This window comes from Zhaonella formicivorans, from assembly GCF_004353525.1.
Lineage (GTDB): Bacteria > Bacillota > DUOV01 > DUOV01 > Zhaonellaceae > Zhaonella > Zhaonella formicivorans.
Genome location: NZ_CP085524.1, coordinates 2594097 through 2613728, shown reverse-complemented (window position 1 = coordinate 2613728; position 19632 = coordinate 2594097). Strand labels below are relative to the sequence as shown.

Here is a 19632-nt window from a genome sequence, read left to right as displayed (position 1 = left end):
TGATTGGTCCTAATGATGCTGGTAAGTCCAACATTCTCAGTGCCCTTGTTTTAGTGCTGGGAGAAATGTGGCCAACGACCAGAGCCATTGAGCTTGCGGATTTTTATGCTTATTCGGACGGGAATAATGGCAAGGTGGCCCGCGGGTCCCAATTCAAAGAGGTGTGAGCGGACCTGTTTTAGCCTGAACAATAATACTCATGTCGCTGGCAGGGTGGTAAAGGTTGTAAAAGCCTTTTATTGGCATAGAATAAAAACAGCAGCGTTTACGGGTTTATCCTACGGAGCGAGCAGCCTATGGCGGAGGTTGCTCGCTCAACTTTTTTGGGCAAATAGTACCGGACATGCCGGCAAATTCTCGCGCCGCTCATGTTGGGCGGCGTGAGAAAAAGAAGTTTCTAAGGGGAGCGATAGTGAGGATGAACTGTAAAAAAAGCAGTATATATTCCAAAGATACTTTTTAACTTTTGGTCACATTTGGTCACGGACTATGCGGAAACGAGGGTATTGGAAGGAAAAACCAAAAAGGTGTCCTGGCCGGAGAGCCTTATTTTATAAGACTTTACGGAATTAGCGGTATTAGAAAATACCGCGTAAAATATGCAATCCAGAACTCAGTTTACATCTGCTTTTGCAGTTTATTCTGATTGATGTTGTCCATCTTGCGCCCCTTGCCTGATAAAATGGTATTTTAACTAAGTTGGCGCTTCATAATAAGTCTAGAATATAATTAAATTATAATATATTGACTGCATTTCTCGAGCATAGTAGAATACATATAAACGATGTTTTATATGTAAGGGGGTAAGATAATGGCTGAAAAGGTTTCGGCAAAGTTGAGTTTCCTGGACAGGTACTTGACCCTGTGGATTTTTCTTGCCATGGCTTTTGGCGTCGGTCTGGGCTATGTGTTTCCGGGAGTGGCGGACTTACTGGATAGACTGTCTGTCGGCACAACTTCCATACCCATTGCAATCGGACTTATTATAATGATGTACCCGCCGTTAGCCAAAGTTAAATATGAGGAACTGGGGAAAGTATTCAAGAACCGCAAGGTGATATCCCTCTCCCTACTGCAGAACTGGATCATTGGTCCCATCCTCATGTTTATTCTGGCTATAGTTTTTCTGCAAAATTATCCCGAGTACATGGTAGGCTTAATTTTAATCGGTCTGGCCCGCTGCATTGCCATGGTTATAGTCTGGAACAGCTTGGCTAAAGGAGATGCCGAATATGCCGCAGCTTTGGTAGCTTTAAACTCCATCTTCCAGGTAGTGTTCTATTCCGTTTATGCTTATATCTTTATTACTGTCTTGCCTGAGTGGTTGGGCCTGAAAGGCATGGAAGTCCATATCTCCATGGGGGAAGTGGCTAAAAGCGTTGCCATCTACCTGGGAATTCCCTTTGTGGCCGGTTTCCTGACCCGGTACTTCCTCGTTCCGGCAAAGGGCAAAGAATGGTACGAAAAAACTTTTGTCCCCAAAATCAGTCCGTTGGCACTTATTGCCTTGTTATTTACGATTGTTGTCATGTTCTCCCTGAAAGGCAATTACATTATCAAGTTACCGATGGATGTAGTCAGGATAGCTATCCCGCTGGTAATTTACTTCTTTGCCATGTTCCTGGTATCTTTCTGGGTAAGTTATAAGGTCGGAGTAAATTACGAGCAGACTACCACCTTATCTTTTACAGCAGCCAGCAACAATTTCGAATTGGCCATAGCTGTAGCAGTGGCGGTGTTCGGCATAGAGTCCGGACAGGCATTTGCGGCTGTTATCGGTCCGTTGATTGAAGTGCCTGTTATGATCTGGCTGGTTAACGTAGCCCTTGGCTTTAGAAAGAAGTATTATGCCCAAGCCGCTGAATAGAAAAGCAACGCTAACAGTGTAAAGCTGTTAGTGTCAGACCGTCGACAAACTACTATTAGCCCTCTGAAAATGTTTACCCTTGTGCCGCTGCTCCAAAGACTATCGCCAAGAGCGCTGATTCTCTTCAGCGTTTTACTTCCAGCGGCACGCGGTGACGCGACGTCCTATCGCTCCACCGCTCTCGCAGCATCCATGCTGCTCGTCCGCTTACAGTCAAACTCTTCACAGAGCGCTCTATGGCTTGTCATATGTCGCAGCTATGCACAATGGGTTACAATTTTTCATTTGTCTACAAGCTGACGCTAACAGTGTAACCTGTTAGCGTTTTTCATAAAATATAAAAATACTGCTGCAGTATGCCTCAGAAGGAGGGAAGGCATATGCCACAGGAAATAAATAAAAGTTTATGTCAGGAACTATCCTTATTTTTTAAGGCGCTGTCGGAGGAACCACGTTGCCAAATCATTCAGTTGCTTTTTGAACAGGAGATGTGTGTGTGCGAGTTAATGGAATTTTTACAGATGTCCCAGCCTGCTGTTTCCCACCATTTGAGAATACTGAAAGAAGCCGGTCTAGTGAAAGACCGCAGGGATGGGAAGTGGATTTACTATTCACTGGAACAGGACAAATTGGAGCGTTTTAACTCGATTTACACCCATGCTATCGGGCTTCCTTTACAAAATTTTATAAAGCAACGCCCTAAACAGCGTGCCGATTTTCCTCTTTGTAAACATTTGGAACAGCGTGCTGAGAAAAACTGTCAGAGGTGATGCAATGCAAATTGAAATCTCTCGAGAAGCACAAGAGCAAATAAAAAATAAAGGCGGTCACTTGCTAATCTTTAAATTGGAAGAGCATAACTTTTACATATATCCCTGAGGAGTGATCTTATGTCAGTGGCTATTATTTCGGACATTCATGGCAATATTAAAGCGTTGGAAGCGGTTCTAGAGGATATTAAAAAACGGGGCATAAGGGAAGTGTACTGCGCTGGGGATTTGGTGGGGTATGCGCCTTTCCCCAATGAAGTGATTGAACTCATCAAAAAGGAAAATCTCCCCTGTGTGATGGGTAACTATGATGACGGCGTTGGCTTTGACAAACCTGAATGCGGCTGTGCTTATACTGATCCCCATTCAAAAGAATTAGGGCAGCGATCTATAGATTGGACGAAAAAGGTAGTTACAGCAGAGAACAAGAAATATTTGCAGGCCTCCCCCTCCAGTATTGATTTCAAGCTGGGAGACTTAAAGGTAAAAGTTGTCCACGGCAGCCCCAGGAAAATCAATGAATACCTTTTTGAGGATAAGCCGGAAGAGACGTTGAAGAGGATTGTTGACCAGAGCGGAGCAGATATTCTGGTGTGCGGTCATACCCACAAGCATTTTTACAAAGTTTTAGGAGATAAGCACCTGGTCAACGCCGGAAGCGTAGGCAAACCCAAACACGGAGACCCTAATGCAGTTTACGCCATTTTGGGCGTGGAAGGCGATGACTTAAAAGTTGATTTTGTCAAAGTTCCTTATGATGTGGAATATGTGGCTCAAGCAATAGAAAAAAGCGGTCTTCCCAATGAATTTGCACAGCTTTTACGGGAAGGAAAAGGCTAAACTTTAGCGCCCGGAAATATCTCCTGGGCGCTTTGTTTAATTCGAAAGGGTTTTTTTATTTTTAATTTGGTCGGCGTAGATGCTCAATTTTTACCTGTTAGTAACAGTAGAGGTAATTGACTAATAACGTATAAAGATAAATAAATTATCTTGACCTTTATAACAGATATATAATATTATAAAATTGTAATGTAGCTACCTGTAAATTACGTAAAAAGTGATTCAAATGACCTAGAACAGTTGAAATGAAGAACACCAAACAAATATAGAATGCAGCGTATATAAGGAAGTGATTGTTGTGTTCACGTGGACGCAGAAATTGGCCGATTGGCTGGTATATGAGGTTTTTAAGATAGCCCATGGTTCTAAAATTGGCGACGCCTTGAACTTCTTTATTTATGACACCATTAAGATTTTCATTTTATTGCTCTTGATCATCTATATTATTACTTTTTTTAGAAGTTTTTTTCCGCCGGAAAAAACCAGGGAAATACTTGCCAAAAAGAAAGGGAGCACGTTTGTCGGACATATTTTAGCCGCCCTTTTAGGCATAGTTACGCCATTCTGTTCTTGTTCCGCAGTACCTCTTTTTATCGGCTTTGTAGAGGCTGGAGTCCCATTGGGGGTAACTTTTTCCTACCTGATTGCCGCACCGATGGTCAATGAAGTGGCTGTGGGGCTTTTATACGGCATGTTTGGCTTAAAGACGGCCATAATTTACATTGCTTCCGGTGAAATCATAGCCATTGTGAGTGGTATACTTATCGGTAAATTGAAACTGGAAAAATATGTGGAAGAATATGTTTACCAGATGAAAGTAGGTAATGCGGCTTTAGATTTACCCGAACCCACATTTAAAGAGAGACTGTACGATTCTTGGGTGTTTACCAGGGATTTATTTAAGAAGATTTCGTTCTACGTCATTATAGGTATCGCCATTGGAGGCTTTATGCACGGGTGGATTCCAGCTAACGCCTTAGCTAAATATGCAGGTAAAGATAACCCGCTAGCAGTATTTATCGCTGTGGCTGTGGGTATTCCTCTGTATTCTAATGCGGCGGGGGTTATACCGTTGGTGAGTGAACTAACCAGAGCGGGCGTGGCCATGGGAACAGCGCTGGCATTCATGATGGCAGTAACGGCTCTAAGTGTACCGGAAATGATCCTTTTGCGAAGAGTATTGAAACCAAGGTTGCTCGCAATTTTTATCGCCATAGTAGGTTCAGGCATCTTATTTACCGGATATCTTTTTAACTCCATATTGTAGAGCCTTCTTTACTGAAGTGGAGAGACAGATGTATTAACTGGTTCTGCCGACGTCCATTTAAGGAAGAGGTAATATATCTAATGACTTAAAAGAAATAAGTTAAGGTTGTTGGCGGTACTTTAGGAATTTTGGGAAATGTATTATAATATACCAAAATTATAACTCAGCTTAATTTCGGAGGTAAATATGCAGGAAAAAATCTTCCAGATTAAGGCAGACCTTTTTAAAGCGTTAGCCCATCCTTCAAGGGTAAAGATCTTGGAATTTTTGCGGGAAGGAGAAAAATGTGTCTGTGAATTTACAGAAAGTCTGGATCTGGAACAGTCTAACGTTTCCCAGCATTTAGCCATATTAAAGAGGCAGGATCTAATCACCAGCCGCAAAGAAGGCCTAAAGGTAATTTATTCTGTGACCCATCCCGAAATTTTTAAAGTCCTGGATCTTATAGGTGAGATCATTGTACTACAGGCCGAGAACACAGTGTCACTTTTGCACAAATTAGCGGAGAATAAGCCCAAATAAATTCCATTGGGGGAAAGGAGAATATATTTTGCTTATTAAAATCATTGGTTCCGGTTGCATGAATTGCAAGAAACTTTACGAGGCAGCGAGTCAAGCGGCGATGGAACTGGGCGTACCAGCAGAGCTGGTTAAAGTGGAAGATCTGAAAGAGATTATGAGCTACGGCATCATGCGCACGCCAGGTCTTGTAATTAACGAGAAAGTTAAAGTATATGGCAAAGTGCCTGGCGTAGAAGAAATCAAAAAATATATTCAGGAAGAAATGGAGTAAAAAATAGCAAGTTGCAGCTTAAAGATTTATTTAAATCGTGGTATAGAAGATGAGCTTTTATACCACTTTTGTTTTTACAAACTCCTGAATAGTAAAAATACTTTATTCAATAGGAACTGGCTAAAGAAGGAGAATCGTTAATATATAGTTGCATAAAACAACAGTTGCATGATACAATATATCCGAGAGGTGATTAAATGACAGATACGGATAAGATAAAAGAGCTGCGCAAATTAATCCGCCTGTTTGCCAGAAAAATAGGGTTTTTTGAGAAAAGCGAAGCATCTTGCTGCGGTATAACCCTTGGCCAGTGTCATGCCTTGCTTGAAATTAAGTCCAATCAGGAAATATCATTAAATGAGTTGGCAGAACTTCTAAATTTGGATAAAAGCACTATGAGCAGAACAATTAATAATTTGGTGGAAAATAATTGGGTTGAAAGAGAAACTTGCCCGGAGGACAGAAGATATTTACAGCTTAAACTGACGGATAAAGGAGACGCAATGCTAAGAGAAATTGAAGAAAGCATGGATCGGTATTTTAGTAAGATTTACAATGCCATACCTTTGGGTAAACGGGAACAGGTCTTAGAAAGTCTTAAATTGCTGCTTGAGGCAATGGATGATTATAAGTGTTGTTAATTGGAGAGGAGTACTAAAATGGATTTTGAAGTGAAAGAAAAAGTAAAAGATTTTTACGGACGCATAGCAAGTATTGTGAGCGCTGACTCCAAGGGCAGCTGTTGCTGCGGATCTTCATGCTGTGATGGCATCACTAAAACTACAGAATTTTATAGCGCGGAAAACCTGCATGAACTGCCGGTTACAGCGATTAACGCATCTTTAGGCTGCTCCAATCCCCTTTCATTTGCTGAGCTGAAAGAGGGGGAAATTGTCTTGGATTTGGGATGCGGCGGCGGGATTGATGTTTTTCTGGCCTCCAAATATGTTGGCGACAGTGGCAAGGTCTACGGACTTGACATGACTGACGAAATGCTGAAGTTAGCTAATGATAACAAGCAAAAGATGGGAGTGCAAAATGTAGAATTCATTAAAGGCTACATTGAAGATATACCCTTAGGGGATGAAACAGTGGATGTGATCATGTCCAACTGTGTTATTAATTTGTCAGAAGACAAGGAAAAAGCCATGGCGGAAGCGTACCGGGTGTTAAAGAACGGTGGGCGTTTAGCTATAGCTGATATTGTGTCTCTGAAGGAAGTTCCGCAGGAAGTCAGGGACATGGCAGAAGCCTGGGTTGGCTGTATAGCCGGTTCCTTAAGTGTTGAAGAGTATACGAGGATATTAGAAAAAGTAGGCTTCCAAAAAGTAGAGATTGAACCCGTAAATGTGTATACAAAAGAAGTAATCGAGGGGTTGATTGAGGAGAAGAAAGAACTACTGGGTAGTATGGGCATAGATTTGGATCTGGTTGACAGGGCTTTTGCCGGGGCCCATATAAAAGCTTGGAAATAAAGATATTATCGGATATTTATGGCTGATTTTCAAAAAAGCATAAGTTGCGGTGAGCAACTTATGCTTTTTTTGCTTGCTATTTCTTTCGATACTAGTCAAATCCAGGGCTTTTCAGCCCTTGTAGTGCGGAGGGGCCTCAGAAGGAGCCGCCTGCCCAAACCCTCTGATTAGGTGGTTATGCCCTTCACAGTAGCTGGTTTTAAACGAGACGTGGTGAGTATGATGGCCGTGGGGGAGCGGTATTGCCGGGCCGGTCATGGCACGGTAAGTGTGGTAATGGCCGTGTTCAAAAGTTGTTGCTCCCGTAATTTCATGGTAATGGCTTTTTCCGTCGTAGATGGGGGGGCCGGTAACGCCGGGATGGATATGGCAATGTTCGTGGCTGCACGATGTTATTCCGGTATGGTCGTGAACATGGCGGCAGCACATTTCCTCATTGTTGGCATAGTTATACATCCAAAATCACCTCCTAGAATTTTAATCCAGTATTACCTTATGCTGGTGACCCAGTGAATGCAACTTGTCATTACTTTGTTCCCTTCCGTCGTGATCTTGGAAATTTATAGATCCTTCATGTTTTTAACAAATTGGGGAATTTTAATGGTGAGAATAAAAATGGCTTTGGTGGAAGGAGGACGGGTTATTGTCCATAGTACTGGTAGTAGTTATTCGTTCATTTATCTCCTTTTTTGCTTTGTTGCTTCTTGTCCGCCTAATGGGCAAACAACAGGTTGCGGAACTAACTTTTTTTGATTATGTGGTAGGTATTACTATCGGCTCCATTGCTGCTACCCTTTCAGTTCAGGTAAACCAGAATACGCTTGCTACATTAATCGGAATGGCAATTTGGACTGTTTTGCCGGTGCTATTGGCTTATTTCAGCCTGCACAGTGTCTGGGTGCGCAAGGTCGTGGAAGGGGAAGCAACGGTAGTAATTCAAAACGGTAAGATTTTAGAAAAAAATTTAAGAAAGCTGCGGCTGTCCATTGATGATATGATTTCCATGCTCCGAGCACAGGGGGTTTTCAACATCGCTGATGTTGAATTTGCCTTGTTTGAAGCCAACGGCAAGTTAAGTGTGCAAAAGCGCTCTCAAAAGCGTCCTGTTACCCCTGAGGATTTGCAACTCTCTACACAGTATGAAGGAATGCCGACCAATTTGATTGAAGACGGCACTATCCTGACTGACGCCTTAAAAAATCTAAGCCTTAGTAAAGCCTGGCTGATCTACCAGCTGCAGCAGCACAATATCCGTGATGTTAAAGATGTTTCCCTGGCTCAACTGGATACAAACGGCAATCTGTATGTGGACTTGCAGGGGGAGCAGAATTGCATCACAATCAATATCCAAGGGAAATGAGGTGCGCAGCCTTGAAAAGAACCACTAAACTTTTTCTTTTGCTCCTAGTCTTCCTGTTGCTCATTATTGCCTGTGCCCCTGTTAAAAAACCGCTGGACGAAAGGGTTGGCTTTTCCAGATACCTACAAGAAACCGAAAACTACATTCGCCAGGATGACTGGAAAAATGCGGCCCAGAGCTTAAAACAGGCCCAGCAGTCCTGGAAAAAAGTAAAACCGTTTTTGCAGATCGACATTGATCATGATTATGTCAATGACATTGAGGGCAATTTTATACTGCTCAAGGGATACATCGAAACTGAGGAAAAACCGGACTCACTGTCGCTCATTATGCTCATCCGGGACTTGTGGAAGAATATCGGCGAGATGTAAAAGCCTGCTTTCGCAGGCTTCAGACCGTCGACAAACTATTAACAGCCAGCATGTATTATGGAGCGGGACTGGTTTCCACAGCCGTCGGCAGCTGTGCTGCCGGCAACGGCGTAGGAGCTTGTCCAGAGCGAAATAATACATGCTGGCCTTGTCTACAAGCTGGGCCTGTTTTCGCAGGCTTTTAGTGTATTCTGAATAAATTGGCCAAACGCATTTTCGGATCGGAGTATACATTGTATAATACTAGCATGAAGTTCTCCCGGCTAAGGGCAGCGCTAGCAGCAGGATTTAGGGCCTGCAAAGGAGAAATAAAATACAGCAAATCTTTTCGGAGTGATCGGATTGAAGCCTTTTTTAAAATGGGCTGGCAATAAATATCAAATAATTGACCGGATCAAGGCAATATTGCCTGCAGGCAACCGCTTGATTGAGCCCTTTTTAGGCTCCGGGGCGGTTTTTTTGAATACCGAGTATCCGGAATACCTGTTATCGGATATAAACACTGATTTGATTAACCTTTACCGGACCTTGCAAGCGGAAGGGGAGAGCTTTATCGATTACTGCAGGCAGTTTTTTTCGGGGGAAAACAACAGGACCGAGAGGTATTATGAGTTGAGGGATCAATTTAATTGTACCAAGGATGTGAGGCTGAAGTCGGCTTTATTTCTGTATCTCAACAAACACGGTTACAACGGGCTTTGCCGGTACAACTCCAGCAGCAAGTATAATGTGCCCTACGGTAGATATAAAAGGCCTTATTTCCCCGAAAAGGAGATGCTTTATTTTTATCGTAAAACCCAAAATGCAGTTTTTCGCAATGAAGATTTCGCAGCTATTATGCAGCAGGCAAGACCTGGGGACGTGGTCTACTGCGATCCGCCCTATGTGCCGCTATCGGATACGGCTAATTTCACCAATTACAGCTCTGGCGGGTTTGGCTTTAAAGAACAGCAGTTGCTGGCCGATTTGGCGCAGGAGCTGGCGCAGCGAGGTGTTACCGTAGTCATATCCAATCATGATACTGAATTTATTCAGCAGGCTTATAAGTCTGCCAAGCTGCTGGATTTTTTCTCTGTGCAGCGGTTTATCAGTTGCGACGGCGCAAACCGCAATAAAGCCAATGAGGTGTTGGCGTTGTTTGCTGGGGGTTAGGAAATGGTCAATTCGACGCAGGGCGGTCTGGCCAACAGCATTGTTAAATCTGTGTTAAATATGGCTATTCCGTGCCTGGGGCGGTTGCCGTGGCAGGACCCTTAGGTTATGATGGCAGTAGAAAAATAAATCAGCATTCTGCAGGAGGTAGCACTTTGAAAATAGCTATTATCGCCCATGACGATTTAAAAGATGACATCATTGAATTTGCCAACCGGCATAAAAATGTATTGGAACGATTCCAATTAGTGGCCACAGGTACTACAGGCTCCTTAATTGAAACCCATACCGGGTTAAAGGTGGAGAAGTGTTTAAGCGGGAGATTTGGCGGAGACCAGCAGATCGGGGCAAAAATTGCCACCGGAGAGGTAGGGATGGTGATCTTTTTCCGGGATCCGCTCACTCCCCAGCCCCATGAGCCAGATGTGACCGCTCTCCTGCGCCTTTGTGATGTACACAAAATCCCCTGTGCTACCAATGAAAACAGCGCCGAAATTTTTCTGGCCTATCTGGCGCAAGGACAAAAGATGTAAAAGGCACAGGTCAGTCAATAGCAGCAGTTAGTATAAAAGAACCGGCCGCCAAGGCCGGTTCTTTTATACTAGGCATTTAAGCATTTACAATAAACGTGTAACTTGCAATTTGAACCCCATTGAAGAAAGCTTTGATTTCCCGTCAAATTCCTTTAATCATATTCCGTACTTTTTCCAACATTGCTTTTCTATCCTCATCGGAGACTGTAGGCACAGCGTAGAAGTTAATATGATTTAATACTTCAATGCCACAGGCGCTAAGAGTACCATAGAGCATAGATTTGATGGCTTCAGCTTGACCAGTTTCTTGGGCAGTTTTTTCGTCTGCTCCTGAAGTGGTGAAGACTAGAGCCCGCTTACCTTTCAAAAGCCCTTCAAATCCCTGCTCTCCGTATTGGTATGCAAACCCATAGCTGAAGACGCGGTCGATCCAGCCTTTGAGCATGGCTGGGCGCTCATGCCACCAGATAGGGTAGATAAAGATCAGTGTATCTGCCCAAGCTACATCTTCCTGTTCTGTTGCCACATCGGGAGAAGGTTTGCCACTTTGCAAGTTGACAAAATCCTGGGCAGCCAAGGTAGGGTTGAAATTTATGGCGTAAAGGTCTTTGACTTTTACTTCGGCGCTTTTTGTTGCCAGTTCCTCCTGTACAACTTGCAGAATTGCTGCATTAAAACTTTTAGGATTGGGATGGGTGAATACAACTAAAGTCTTCATAAAAAACCTCCTTGAAGTTAAATATCTTTTACATATCAAGTGGTAGGAAAACTGCAGGCAAACAGAGCCTGTGCAATCGGGTTTTTAGCACCATCTGCTTGTAGTTGAGCAGACTTTTATTTATTATGTTATATATGGTACGGAGATATGGCAAGTAGGCACTTTAATGTTCCATACTTACCAATTGGTAACTATTAAAGCAACGAAGGTAAGGGAGTGACGAATGAGATGTCCTGTCCTGTGGAAATTACACTGAATTTAATTGGAAGCAAATGGAAGGTTTTGATTTTACGGGATTTGCTTAGAGGCCCGAAGCGTTTTGGAGAGCTTCACCGGGGAATTAAAGGTATTAGTCAAAAGATGTTAACACAACATTTGCGGGAAATGGAACGGGATGGTTTAGTCAATCGCAAGGTATTTGCTGAGATACCGCCTCGGGTGGAATATTCATTGACTGAGACGGGACAAAGTTTAAAACCAATATTGGAAGCTATGCATGAATGGGGCAGCCGGTACAATCAAAGCTGCAACTAATTTTGTATTAAGTTCATAGTTTTTCAAGGGACCCCCGGCAGGGGGTCTTTGCTTTTGTTCAGTCCTATTTTTATCCTGTTGCATGCCGCGTTAGCAGCAAAAAAAAGAGCCGGACGGCTCTTTTAATTTTTTCGCTGCAACAGCTTTTTTACCTGATCCCGATCGGAGCATAGACCTTGCGAAGTGCACTGTACGCATACCTGATCGCATGGTTCAGCATGAATTAGTACGTGAGAAGTAGGAAAACGTTCCTTAATTTCCTGCTCGATTTGGTCACACATATGGTGGATATCGCTTATATGCCTATTTTCGGGAACGACCAGGTGCAAATCGATGTGGCGTTCCGCCCCTGCTTTGCGGGAACGAAGTTTATGAAATTCCACGTAATTTGCCTCGTGGCGCTGAATGATTTCCACTATAGCCCGCTCTTCTTCCTCCGGGAGCTTCACATCTAAAAGGGGCAGAAATGCTTCTTTAGTGAGCTCAAAAGAAGCTTTGAGAATTAACAATGCTACCGCTACAGCTACCAAAGGGTCGAGCAGTTCTATTCCTGTCAGTTTGATCAGGCCAAGCCCCACCATTACCCCGGCAGAGGTTACTACATCCGTAGAAAGGTGCAGGGCATCAGCTTTAAGGGCAATGGAATCGGTAGCTTCCGCCACCCGGAAGAGGTAGCGGGAGACCAGATAGTTGATAGTAGCGGCTCCGGCCATTACCGCCATACCTAAACCAATACCTTCTACATGGGCACCGGAAATAAGTTTCTTGTAGGCTTCAAAAATAATCCAAATGGCGGCAAAAAAGATTAGCAGTCCCTCTATAAGGCCGGAAATATTTTCGATTTTGCCATGACCGTACTGGTGATGTTCATCTGCCGGTTTGGCGGCTTTTTTCAGCGAAAAGAAAGCAATTAATGCCGCCGCCAGATCCAGGGCGGAATGAATGGCTTCCGAGATAACGCTTACAGAACCGATAAGCACTCCTACAATCAGTTTAAGAGCTACCAGAATAGTGTTGCTTAACACTGAGACTCTTGCGGCCTTTACTCTTGGGTCCAACCTCGAAACATGTTGTTGTTCGTCCATTATAATAACCTCCGTGATAACAAAAGCGCCTGTGAGACTTCTAGTCCCACAGGCGCTTAACCTGCTGCCCGAAATAGGCCCGGCCCCATCTCCATAGAGATCGCCTGCTCTAGTTCCTAAAATATTTATCTTTATAAAGTATTTTATCTAGGCGCAAGCGGTTTTGTCAAGAGGTAAATTTTGAGCTTAATTTCTCCTTAAAAGTGGCAGCAAAGAATCCCAGGTTGCCCTGGGTTATTATGATTTAGTATTCTCTTCTTGCCCGGAAATTACTCTCTTGGCACCCTGGTACCTGGGTCCCCAATACCGGTCTTCCAAACTGTCAACGGTAACACCCCTGCTGTTAGAGGATGCGGAAATAAACTTGTTGTTCTCCAGGTAAATACCAACATGGCCGATTCCTTTGCCGGAGGTATTGAAAAAGACCAAATCGCCAGGCTGTAAATCTTCTTTTTTCACCGCCGTGCCTGCGCTATTGTACTGTTCGGCAGATGAATGGGGAAGCTCTATGCCGAAACGCTTATATACGTAACGTACAAAGCCTGAGCAGTCAAAGCCTGCCGGAGTTTCACCGCCGTAACGGTACTTTGCTCCCAGGAAGCTTTGGGCAAATTCCAGCATTTCCTCAATCCGATCTGTGCCGCCCCTCGAGGCCTGCTGCTTTGAAGCCGTTTCTCTTTTGGAAAGCGGTGTTGCTTTTTTGTCTGGAAGTTGTAATACCTGACCGGGGTGGATTAGATCGCTGTTCAGTTTATTTAATTGCTTAATGGTTTGTACGGTGGTCCCGTGTTTGCGGGCAAGGGACCAAAGGGTATCGTTTTTTTGCACAGTAATCTCTGCCGCCAGGGCGGAACCTGTCCACAGCAAGGCTGTGAGGCATACTGTACCGGCTGTCGCAATTATTTTCCTGTGTAGAGCCAATATTTTACCTCGCCTTCTACGCCTACGGGGTTAGCTGACGGGTTCGGGCTGAAAGCTAGCCCTACCATATGGATTCACCCCTGAACTTGGGTCCCCCGTTTTCTGGTGAAATTAGGCGTTTTTACTAACGCATTTAATTCGCCAATTTTTTACTAATTCCTGCTTTAAAGCAGTTTGATTAGAAATTTAGCTATCATTAAACCCCAAATAAATAAAGAAGGCGGCAATTCCAGTCAAAAACAGCTTTTCCATTTAAGTGAGGCTGAAGATGGGGCTTTGGGCCGAAAAATTTATGTTCGCCAAAGGAGCAGGTAAACACAGCTTTGGAATTGGTAGGGCTGGGCTACAGCACACAGCTTAAAAACTCCCTGGTCCGCTGGTTCCGCGGGTTGTTGAAAATGTCGCTTGGCCGGCCGATTTCAATGATATTGCCGCCATCCATATAAACAACCCAATCGCCTACTTCTTTGGCAAAGCCCATTTCATGGGTAACAACTACCATAGTCATTCCTTCCTTGGCCAGCTGCTTCATTACAGCCAGGACTTCGCCCACCAGTTCCGGATCCAGGGCCGATGTGGGCTCATCAAACAGCATTACTTTAGGCTGCATGGCCAGGGCTCTGGCAATGGCTACACGCTGCTTTTGCCCACCCGAAAGCTGAGAGGGGTAGACGTTAGCTTTGTCTGCCAAGCCTACTTTATTCAGCAGTTGCATTGCAGTTTCTTCAGCTTCTTTGCGGCTCAAGCCTTTGACATGAATTGGGGCTTCAATAACGTTGCCCAGGACAGTCATATGGGGAAACAAATTAAAGTGTTGAAAAACCATGCCTACTTCCTGGCGCAGCTTATTCAAATCCATGGTCTGACGGTCAATTTTTCTTCCCTCTATCCAGATTTCACCTTCTGATCTTTCCAGGAAATTGATGCAGCGCAGCAGAGTGCTCTTGCCGGAACCGCTGGCACCGATCAGGCAAACTACCTCTTTTTCCTTGACTTCCATGTTTATACCTTTTAAAACATGCAGTTCCCCGAAATGTTTATGCAAATTTCTGATCTTGATCATCATAACCCTACCCCCTTGACCATACCGGAGCTGCCTGCAGCCAGCCGCTGTTCCAGTTTATTTACTAAAAAGCTGAAGATAACAACCAGTGCCAAATAATAAAGACCGGCAATAGTGTAATACTGGATGTCCCGGAATGTAGCCGAGGCCATGCGCATGGAAATGTTGAAAAGTTCTTCAATGGTCACAAAAGCGGCCAGCGATGAGTCTTTAAGGCCGATAATAAACTGGTTGCCCAGGGGCGGCACTATACGTCTGAAAGCCTGAGGGAGAATGATCCGGCGCATAGCCAGGCCGTAGGGCATTCCCAACGACCGGGCAGCCTCCATTTGCCCCCGGTCGATGGATTCGATGCCTCCCCGGAAAATTTCCGCGATATATGCCCCGTTATGTACTGCCAACGCCAGGATAGCTGCCCAAAATCCTCCCACATCTACAACGCTCGCCAGGCCGTAATAAATCCAGAAAATCTGCACAATCAGTGGAGTGCCCCTGATAACGGTGATGTATCCGTTGGCAATACCGATTAACAATTTATTTTTAGAGATTTTCAAAAGGGCAAAAACAAGCCCGATGGCGGTTCCCATTGCCAGGGCCACTGCGGTCAGCTGCACTGTAACTAGCGCCGCCTGAAAAAAGATGGGCCATGTTCGTAATAAGTCGTTAAAAAATGTCATCTTATACCTCCCATCATAAAGGGTGCGCTGATTTTTGCGCACCTTTTCCCGGCAGGTCTTTATTCACTGATATCCCGGTCAAAGTAGGACAGACTGATTTTCAAATAAGTCCCTTCATCTTTGATTTCATTAAGAGCATGGTTTATTTTTTCCCTTAATTCATCATTGCCTTGCCGCACTGCAATTCCTATCCTTTCTACAAATAACAGGTCTCCGGCGGGCTGCACGTTTATTCCCGACTCTTTAGCGGCAATTAGTCCCACAAAGCGGTCTGTGATTACTGCATCAGTCCGACCTGCGGCCAGGTCCCGGAGAGCGGTTACATCGCTGTCGTAAGTTTTGATTTTTTTGGTATATTCCCGGGCTTTTTCCTCATATACGGTGGAAATGGTCACTCCTACTGTAACGCTGTCGTTAACGTTTTCAATGCTTTTAATATTGGAACCGGGAGCCACAAACAGCTGGGCGCCTGATACATAGTAGGGTTCACTAAAATCAACTTCTTTTTCCCGGTCTTCGGTGATCGTCATGCTGCCGATGATGGCATCGTAGCGTCCGTTTTTCAGACCGGCAATAATCCCTTGCCATGGAGTGGCAATAGGTTCTGGCTCCATTCCCAGCTTTTCGCTGATTGCTTTACCGATTTCCACATCAAATCCGGTTAGCTCGTTGTTTTCGTTAAAGTAATTAAAAGGTTTATATTGCCCTGACATAGCGAATTTAAACACCGGTTTTTCCTGCTCCATAGCCTGCCGATCTCCTCTGGTAGTTTCCGTGTTGGCACTGCTGCAGCCTGCTGTGACTAGCGCTGTTGTTAATATTAACCCTCCCAGCCAACATATGAACTTGCGTTTCATAATTCTTTGGTTCCCCCTTATTTAAAATATTTTAGTCCCTGCTTGCAACTCACCTCCAAATGGGACTTAATGATTATTTAAAAACAAAATACCCCGCATGAGAAATGCGGGGTGAAAAGACAGCAATAATTACCATCCACTGTAATTAAACAGCGGTAGATTATGTATATTTAGCTACTCCCTTTCCACGCTTACGAGGTTAGCTGACGGGTTCGGACCGAAAGATAGCCCTACCTTTTACAAAGTCAGAGGTTGGATGAAGTTTCACACTTCGAACTTCGCACTTCTAACTTCGAACAAAGGATTCACCCCAAGAAGTTGGTTCCCCCGCTTTTCAGGCAAAAATTCAGCGCTAAGGAATTGTATAGAATTGTACTTACAGCAGGAAAAATTTTCAAGCAATAAGATATATAATATTTTACTACGATTTTTTTATGATGTAAAGTAAATATTTTTGAAATTTTACAAGTCGGTTCTTTTTTCTTTGTCGAAAATTATCTACAATTATCTGCGCATATCGGCTGAATCGACCTTGCAAATGGAAATTTTTGTGTTAGGATATAGGAGAAGGGTATTTTTTGAAAGTAGGTACCGGTTATGCGCAACTTCTACTTCATATATACTCCGCTGTTATTTGGAGCCATGGGTTTAGCCGCCACCGCAGTTTTTTACCTTATTCATCTGAAGACTTATTACCAGCACGGTACCTTTTGGCTAATATTGGGCGTTATTAATTTTATTGTCGGATTAGCCTTCGGTCGCTATATAGCGTTGCTGCACAGGAGCGGGGCTGTTGATGTGCTAACGGGACTTTATAACCGCCGCTACCTTTATGCCAACCTGGAGAAGGCAATTAGTATGGCTAAACGCAAGGAGGGGTCCTTTAGTCTCGCCATCCTGGATATTGATAATTTTAAGGAAATAAACGATGAGCAGGGCCATTTAGTAGGGGATAAGGTCCTAAAAAAGGTTTCTTATATTATCAAAAAGAATATCAGGGCTACTGACTTTGCCTGCAGGTGGGGCGGCGAGGAATTTATCCTTATTTTACATAATGCATCTATTGAAGGGGCGGAGAGTGTGTTGGACCGTATTCGCAAGGAGGTTAATGCATTGGCCGGTATCACGCTGAGCGCAGGCGTAGTACGCTGTAGCGATGTGAATGGGATTGAAGCCGAAAATTTATTGAAACAAGCTGATAAAGCTTTGTACGAGGCTAAAGTCAATAAAAATTCTGTCATCTCCTATGAATTGGTTTGTTAATAGGGGAAATGAATAAAACGCTTAACAGATCTTTGCTGTTAAGCGTTTTTTAGGTTGTGTTGAGAAATACTGCTTGGGACATGGCGATAAATTAACGCTAATCGATCATGGAGTACACTTCGGGGTATTCTTCCAGATCGATCTCCAGAGGGGTGGTAAAGCTTATTTTACTCACGGGGATGAATAAGATGATCCTGTTATCTTCTTTAGACTGTAAAATGGCAATTTTGGTTGTGTTGCGATCAGTCGAAAAACCCAGTATGGTAAATGGATGGTTTTTTAAATTTAAATAAATATCTTGCCCAACTTCCATAGCTGTCCTCCGCCATCCCTTTGTTTTCATTACATCTTATGGCTGTACTCAAAAGCGGGTGTATGTCCAACAGCTTGTAAACATCCTTTATCCCCGCTGGGAAATTCTGCTTGCATAAATTTACTGGACGTGGGGGTTGTCCGGGGGAAATCCAGCTATAAAATGTTTTTCTTATCCTGCAGACAGGGCCTGCATGTATATTATGTATATTATGGAAGAAAATGGTTAATAATAGAGGGTAAGGAAGGGAGTGGAGTGGAATGAATATTTCCTGGTTTAGTGCTGCGGGCCTAGAAAAACTGCGGCAGGACCATAAACTTCGTTATGGGTTGGCCCAGCTTTTCGCTTATGACGTAAAGAGGGCATTGAAAAGCGTTAAAGTAGAATTGGATGAGCAAACGGAGAACGAATTTCTCAGTAAACTTTTGGGCTCAGCGTACAAAATCTTTCTCCTGGGGTATAACGCGGATAAAGCGGTATCCTGAAGCAAAGACTTATATCCAATGCATCTTAAACACCCTGCCGGGGTGTTTTTTTATTTAACCCTCAGGTCAGTAATCATGCCTAAGGCCACTGTGATGTATTTCACATCCGTCTGCGATGCACATCACTGTACCCCCTGGGAATTGTACGTTACAATAAAACAAAACCACAAAATCTAATGTAGGAGGTAAAATCCGTGGCAATAAGAAAAATTATTCAGATTGATGAAGAAAAGTGCAACGGTTGTGGGCTGTGCATTCCTAACTGCGCCGAAGGAGCCATTCAAATAGTTAACGGCAAAGCAAAACTGATTCACGACAAGTATTGCGACGGTTTGGGCGCCTGCTTGGGACATTGCCCCCAGGATGCACTCAAGTTAATTGAGCGGGAAGCCGATGAATTTGATGAACAAGCGGTGGAGGAACTTTTAGCGAGTCAAAGAGCCAATGGCCATCACCATCCGGAGGTTCATAACCCCCAACACCATCGGCCTCATGCTGGCGGTTGTCCGGGCAGTAGGCTCAGAAACCTGGAAGAGGAAAAACCGGTGGAAGCAAGTCGGGTAAGTTCAGGTGATATTGAAGTAAAGATTAAATCTCAGTTAACCCAATGGCCGGTGCAGCTCAAGCTGGTACCTCCTTCAGCCCCCTATTTGCCTGGCGCAGATCTTTTGGTCACAGCTGACTGCGTGCCTTTTGCCTATCCAAATTACCATCTGGATCTTTTGAAAGGCAAAAAAGTGGTGGTGGGCTGCCCTAAGCTGGATGATATTGGCTACTACGTGGAAAAGCTGACTGCCATGTTCAAACAAAATGACTTGAAGAGCATAACCGTGGCTTTTATGGAAGTTCCTTGCTGTACCGGAATTGTGCGTGCCGTGGAAACAGCCCTTGCCAACTCGGGTAAAGACATTCCCGTCCATAAAGTAAAAATTGGCATTGGCGGCGAGAAAATAACCGCGGAACGACTGTAAGCAAAAGAAAGAAAAGATGGGGTCGGGACTGTTGGTAGTCCGTGACCCCATCTTTGTTGTTTGAAATTTTTTCCCCAGGGGAAAGGGGGAAACGTTTCGGATGTAGAATACTTTCTATAGGCAGTTTAGGCAGTTTGCTGACTGTAAAGCCAGAATGCAGTTTGGCTGAACTTGCAGACTAAGTTTGTCGATAGTCAGAGTCAAAGTACATAGTTTTGCTCAACTTCACGGGGGGTGGATCGCATGGATCGCGCGGACTCTAAATTCGCGTAGCCGGGTGAAACTCCCGGACTCCCCGCCAAACGACTAACGACGGT

General features: G+C 44.1%; 24 protein-coding genes and 3 riboswitches. Of the genes, 16 read left to right on the top strand and 8 right to left on the bottom strand.

The genetic code is table 11. The features are described 5' to 3' along the window. The first annotated feature begins 811 nt into the window (after window positions 1–811). The 8 genes from arsB to arsM all read left to right on the top strand — a co-directional run bounded on the left by arsB (window position 812) and on the right by arsM (window position 7012). Window positions 812–1867, top strand: a complete 1056-nt coding sequence (arsB, locus tag EYS13_RS12830) for an ACR3 family arsenite efflux transporter (protein ID WP_227763394.1) — start codon at window positions 812–814, stop codon at window positions 1865–1867. Window positions 1868–2247: 380 nt separating this feature from the next. Then, a complete protein-coding gene (locus EYS13_RS12825) occupies window positions 2248–2637 on the top strand; it encodes an ArsR/SmtB family transcription factor (RefSeq protein WP_227763393.1) in 390 nt (129 codons plus the stop codon). A gap of 120 nt (window positions 2638–2757) precedes the next feature. Next, window positions 2758–3477 (top strand): metallophosphoesterase family protein, encoded by a 720-nt coding sequence (locus EYS13_RS12820; protein ID WP_227763385.1) that lies wholly within the window; start codon window positions 2758–2760, stop codon window positions 3475–3477. 298 nt (window positions 3478–3775) lie between these two features. Then, complete coding sequence (locus EYS13_RS12815) at window positions 3776–4744, top strand: permease (protein ID WP_227763383.1); 969 nt, start codon at window positions 3776–3778, stop codon at window positions 4742–4744. A gap of 186 nt (window positions 4745–4930) precedes the next feature. Beyond that, window positions 4931–5266: an ArsR/SmtB family transcription factor gene (locus tag EYS13_RS12810; protein WP_227763373.1), complete on the top strand. Its 336-nt coding sequence runs from the start codon at window positions 4931–4933 to the stop codon at window positions 5264–5266. Between the two features lie 28 nt (window positions 5267–5294). Then, on the top strand, window positions 5295–5537 hold the full coding sequence (locus EYS13_RS12805; protein ID WP_227763366.1) for a thioredoxin family protein: 243 nt from the start codon (window positions 5295–5297) through the stop codon (window positions 5535–5537). Between the two features lie 197 nt (window positions 5538–5734). Then, window positions 5735–6178 (top strand): MarR family winged helix-turn-helix transcriptional regulator, encoded by a 444-nt coding sequence (locus tag EYS13_RS12800; RefSeq protein WP_227763363.1) that lies wholly within the window; start codon window positions 5735–5737, stop codon window positions 6176–6178. Between the two features lie 18 nt (window positions 6179–6196). Beyond that, window positions 6197–7012, top strand: a complete 816-nt coding sequence (arsM, locus tag EYS13_RS12795) for an arsenite methyltransferase (protein ID WP_227763361.1) — start codon at window positions 6197–6199, stop codon at window positions 7010–7012. A 111-nt stretch (window positions 7013–7123) separates the two neighbouring features. On the opposite strand, the gene EYS13_RS12790 is transcribed toward arsM, so the two are convergent. Beyond that, complete coding sequence (locus EYS13_RS12790; RefSeq protein ID WP_227763351.1) at window positions 7124–7468, bottom strand: YmaF family protein; 345 nt, start codon at window positions 7466–7468, stop codon at window positions 7124–7126. Between the two features lie 187 nt (window positions 7469–7655). On the opposite strand from EYS13_RS12790, the gene EYS13_RS12785 reads away from it, so the two are divergent. The 4 genes from EYS13_RS12785 (at window position 7656) to EYS13_RS12770 (ending at window position 10428) form a co-directional block, all read left to right on the top strand. Continuing rightward, on the top strand, window positions 7656–8372 hold the full coding sequence (locus tag EYS13_RS12785; protein WP_227763349.1) for a DUF421 domain-containing protein: 717 nt from the start codon (window positions 7656–7658) through the stop codon (window positions 8370–8372). An 11-nt stretch (window positions 8373–8383) separates the two neighbouring features. Continuing rightward, window positions 8384–8743 (top strand): DUF4363 family protein, encoded by a 360-nt coding sequence (locus tag EYS13_RS12780; protein ID WP_227763339.1) that lies wholly within the window; start codon window positions 8384–8386, stop codon window positions 8741–8743. A gap of 342 nt (window positions 8744–9085) precedes the next feature. Further along, entirely contained in the window at window positions 9086–9895 is an 810-nt protein-coding gene (locus EYS13_RS12775; protein WP_227763338.1) for a Dam family site-specific DNA-(adenine-N6)-methyltransferase, read from the top strand. Between the two features lie 155 nt (window positions 9896–10050). Next, complete coding sequence (locus EYS13_RS12770) at window positions 10051–10428, top strand: methylglyoxal synthase (RefSeq protein ID WP_227763333.1); 378 nt, start codon at window positions 10051–10053, stop codon at window positions 10426–10428. Window positions 10429–10570: 142 nt separating this feature from the next. On the opposite strand, the gene EYS13_RS12765 is transcribed toward EYS13_RS12770, so the two are convergent. Next, window positions 10571–11146, bottom strand: a complete 576-nt coding sequence (locus EYS13_RS12765; RefSeq protein ID WP_227763332.1) for an NAD(P)H-dependent oxidoreductase — start codon at window positions 11144–11146, stop codon at window positions 10571–10573. A gap of 228 nt (window positions 11147–11374) precedes the next feature. Between EYS13_RS12765 and EYS13_RS12760 the strand changes: the two genes are divergently transcribed. Further along, window positions 11375–11680 (top strand): winged helix-turn-helix transcriptional regulator, encoded by a 306-nt coding sequence (locus EYS13_RS12760; RefSeq protein ID WP_227767930.1) that lies wholly within the window; start codon window positions 11375–11377, stop codon window positions 11678–11680. Between the two features lie 122 nt (window positions 11681–11802). Here EYS13_RS12760 and EYS13_RS12755 read toward each other — a convergent pair whose 3' ends face one another. The 5 genes from EYS13_RS12755 to EYS13_RS12735 form a co-directional block, all read right to left on the bottom strand. Further along, complete coding sequence (locus EYS13_RS12755; RefSeq protein ID WP_227763330.1) at window positions 11803–12765, bottom strand: cation diffusion facilitator family transporter; 963 nt, start codon at window positions 12763–12765, stop codon at window positions 11803–11805. A gap of 39 nt (window positions 12766–12804) precedes the next feature. Continuing rightward, a riboswitch (NiCo riboswitch) is annotated at window positions 12805–12887 on the bottom strand. Window positions 12888–13002: 115 nt separating this feature from the next. Beyond that, complete coding sequence (locus EYS13_RS12750; protein WP_227763329.1) at window positions 13003–13686, bottom strand: C40 family peptidase; 684 nt, start codon at window positions 13684–13686, stop codon at window positions 13003–13005. A 3-nt stretch (window positions 13687–13689) separates the two neighbouring features. Then, window positions 13690–13814: riboswitch (cyclic di-AMP (ydaO/yuaA leader) on the bottom strand. A gap of 215 nt (window positions 13815–14029) precedes the next feature. Then, complete coding sequence (locus EYS13_RS12745; protein ID WP_227767927.1) at window positions 14030–14749, bottom strand: amino acid ABC transporter ATP-binding protein; 720 nt, start codon at window positions 14747–14749, stop codon at window positions 14030–14032. After that, a complete protein-coding gene (locus EYS13_RS12740) occupies window positions 14749–15426 on the bottom strand; it encodes an amino acid ABC transporter permease (RefSeq protein WP_227763316.1) in 678 nt (225 codons plus the stop codon). Before EYS13_RS12740 ends, EYS13_RS12745 begins: the two co-directional genes overlap by 1 nt. 59 nt (window positions 15427–15485) lie before the next feature. Further along, complete coding sequence (locus tag EYS13_RS12735) at window positions 15486–16283, bottom strand: ABC transporter substrate-binding protein (protein ID WP_227763314.1); 798 nt, start codon at window positions 16281–16283, stop codon at window positions 15486–15488. Between the two features lie 172 nt (window positions 16284–16455). Then, window positions 16456–16645: riboswitch (cyclic di-AMP (ydaO/yuaA leader) on the bottom strand. Between the two features lie 235 nt (window positions 16646–16880). Between EYS13_RS12735 and EYS13_RS12730 the strand changes: the two genes are divergently transcribed. Next, window positions 16881–17546, top strand: a complete 666-nt coding sequence (locus EYS13_RS12730; protein WP_227763312.1) for a GGDEF domain-containing protein — start codon at window positions 16881–16883, stop codon at window positions 17544–17546. Window positions 17547–17643: 97 nt separating this feature from the next. Here the strand turns inward: EYS13_RS12730 and EYS13_RS12725 are convergent, their stop codons facing one another. Next, entirely contained in the window at window positions 17644–17859 is a 216-nt protein-coding gene (locus EYS13_RS12725) for a hypothetical protein (RefSeq protein ID WP_227763309.1), read from the bottom strand. Window positions 17860–18119: 260 nt separating this feature from the next. Between EYS13_RS12725 and EYS13_RS12720 the strand changes: the two genes are divergently transcribed. Both EYS13_RS12720 and EYS13_RS12715 read left to right on the top strand, forming a co-directional pair. Continuing rightward, window positions 18120–18344 (top strand): hypothetical protein, encoded by a 225-nt coding sequence (locus EYS13_RS12720; RefSeq protein WP_227763301.1) that lies wholly within the window; start codon window positions 18120–18122, stop codon window positions 18342–18344. A 194-nt stretch (window positions 18345–18538) separates the two neighbouring features. Then, window positions 18539–19315, top strand: a complete 777-nt coding sequence (locus EYS13_RS12715) for an ATP-binding protein (RefSeq protein ID WP_227763299.1) — start codon at window positions 18539–18541, stop codon at window positions 19313–19315. The last annotated feature ends 317 nt before the right edge of the window (window positions 19316–19632 follow it).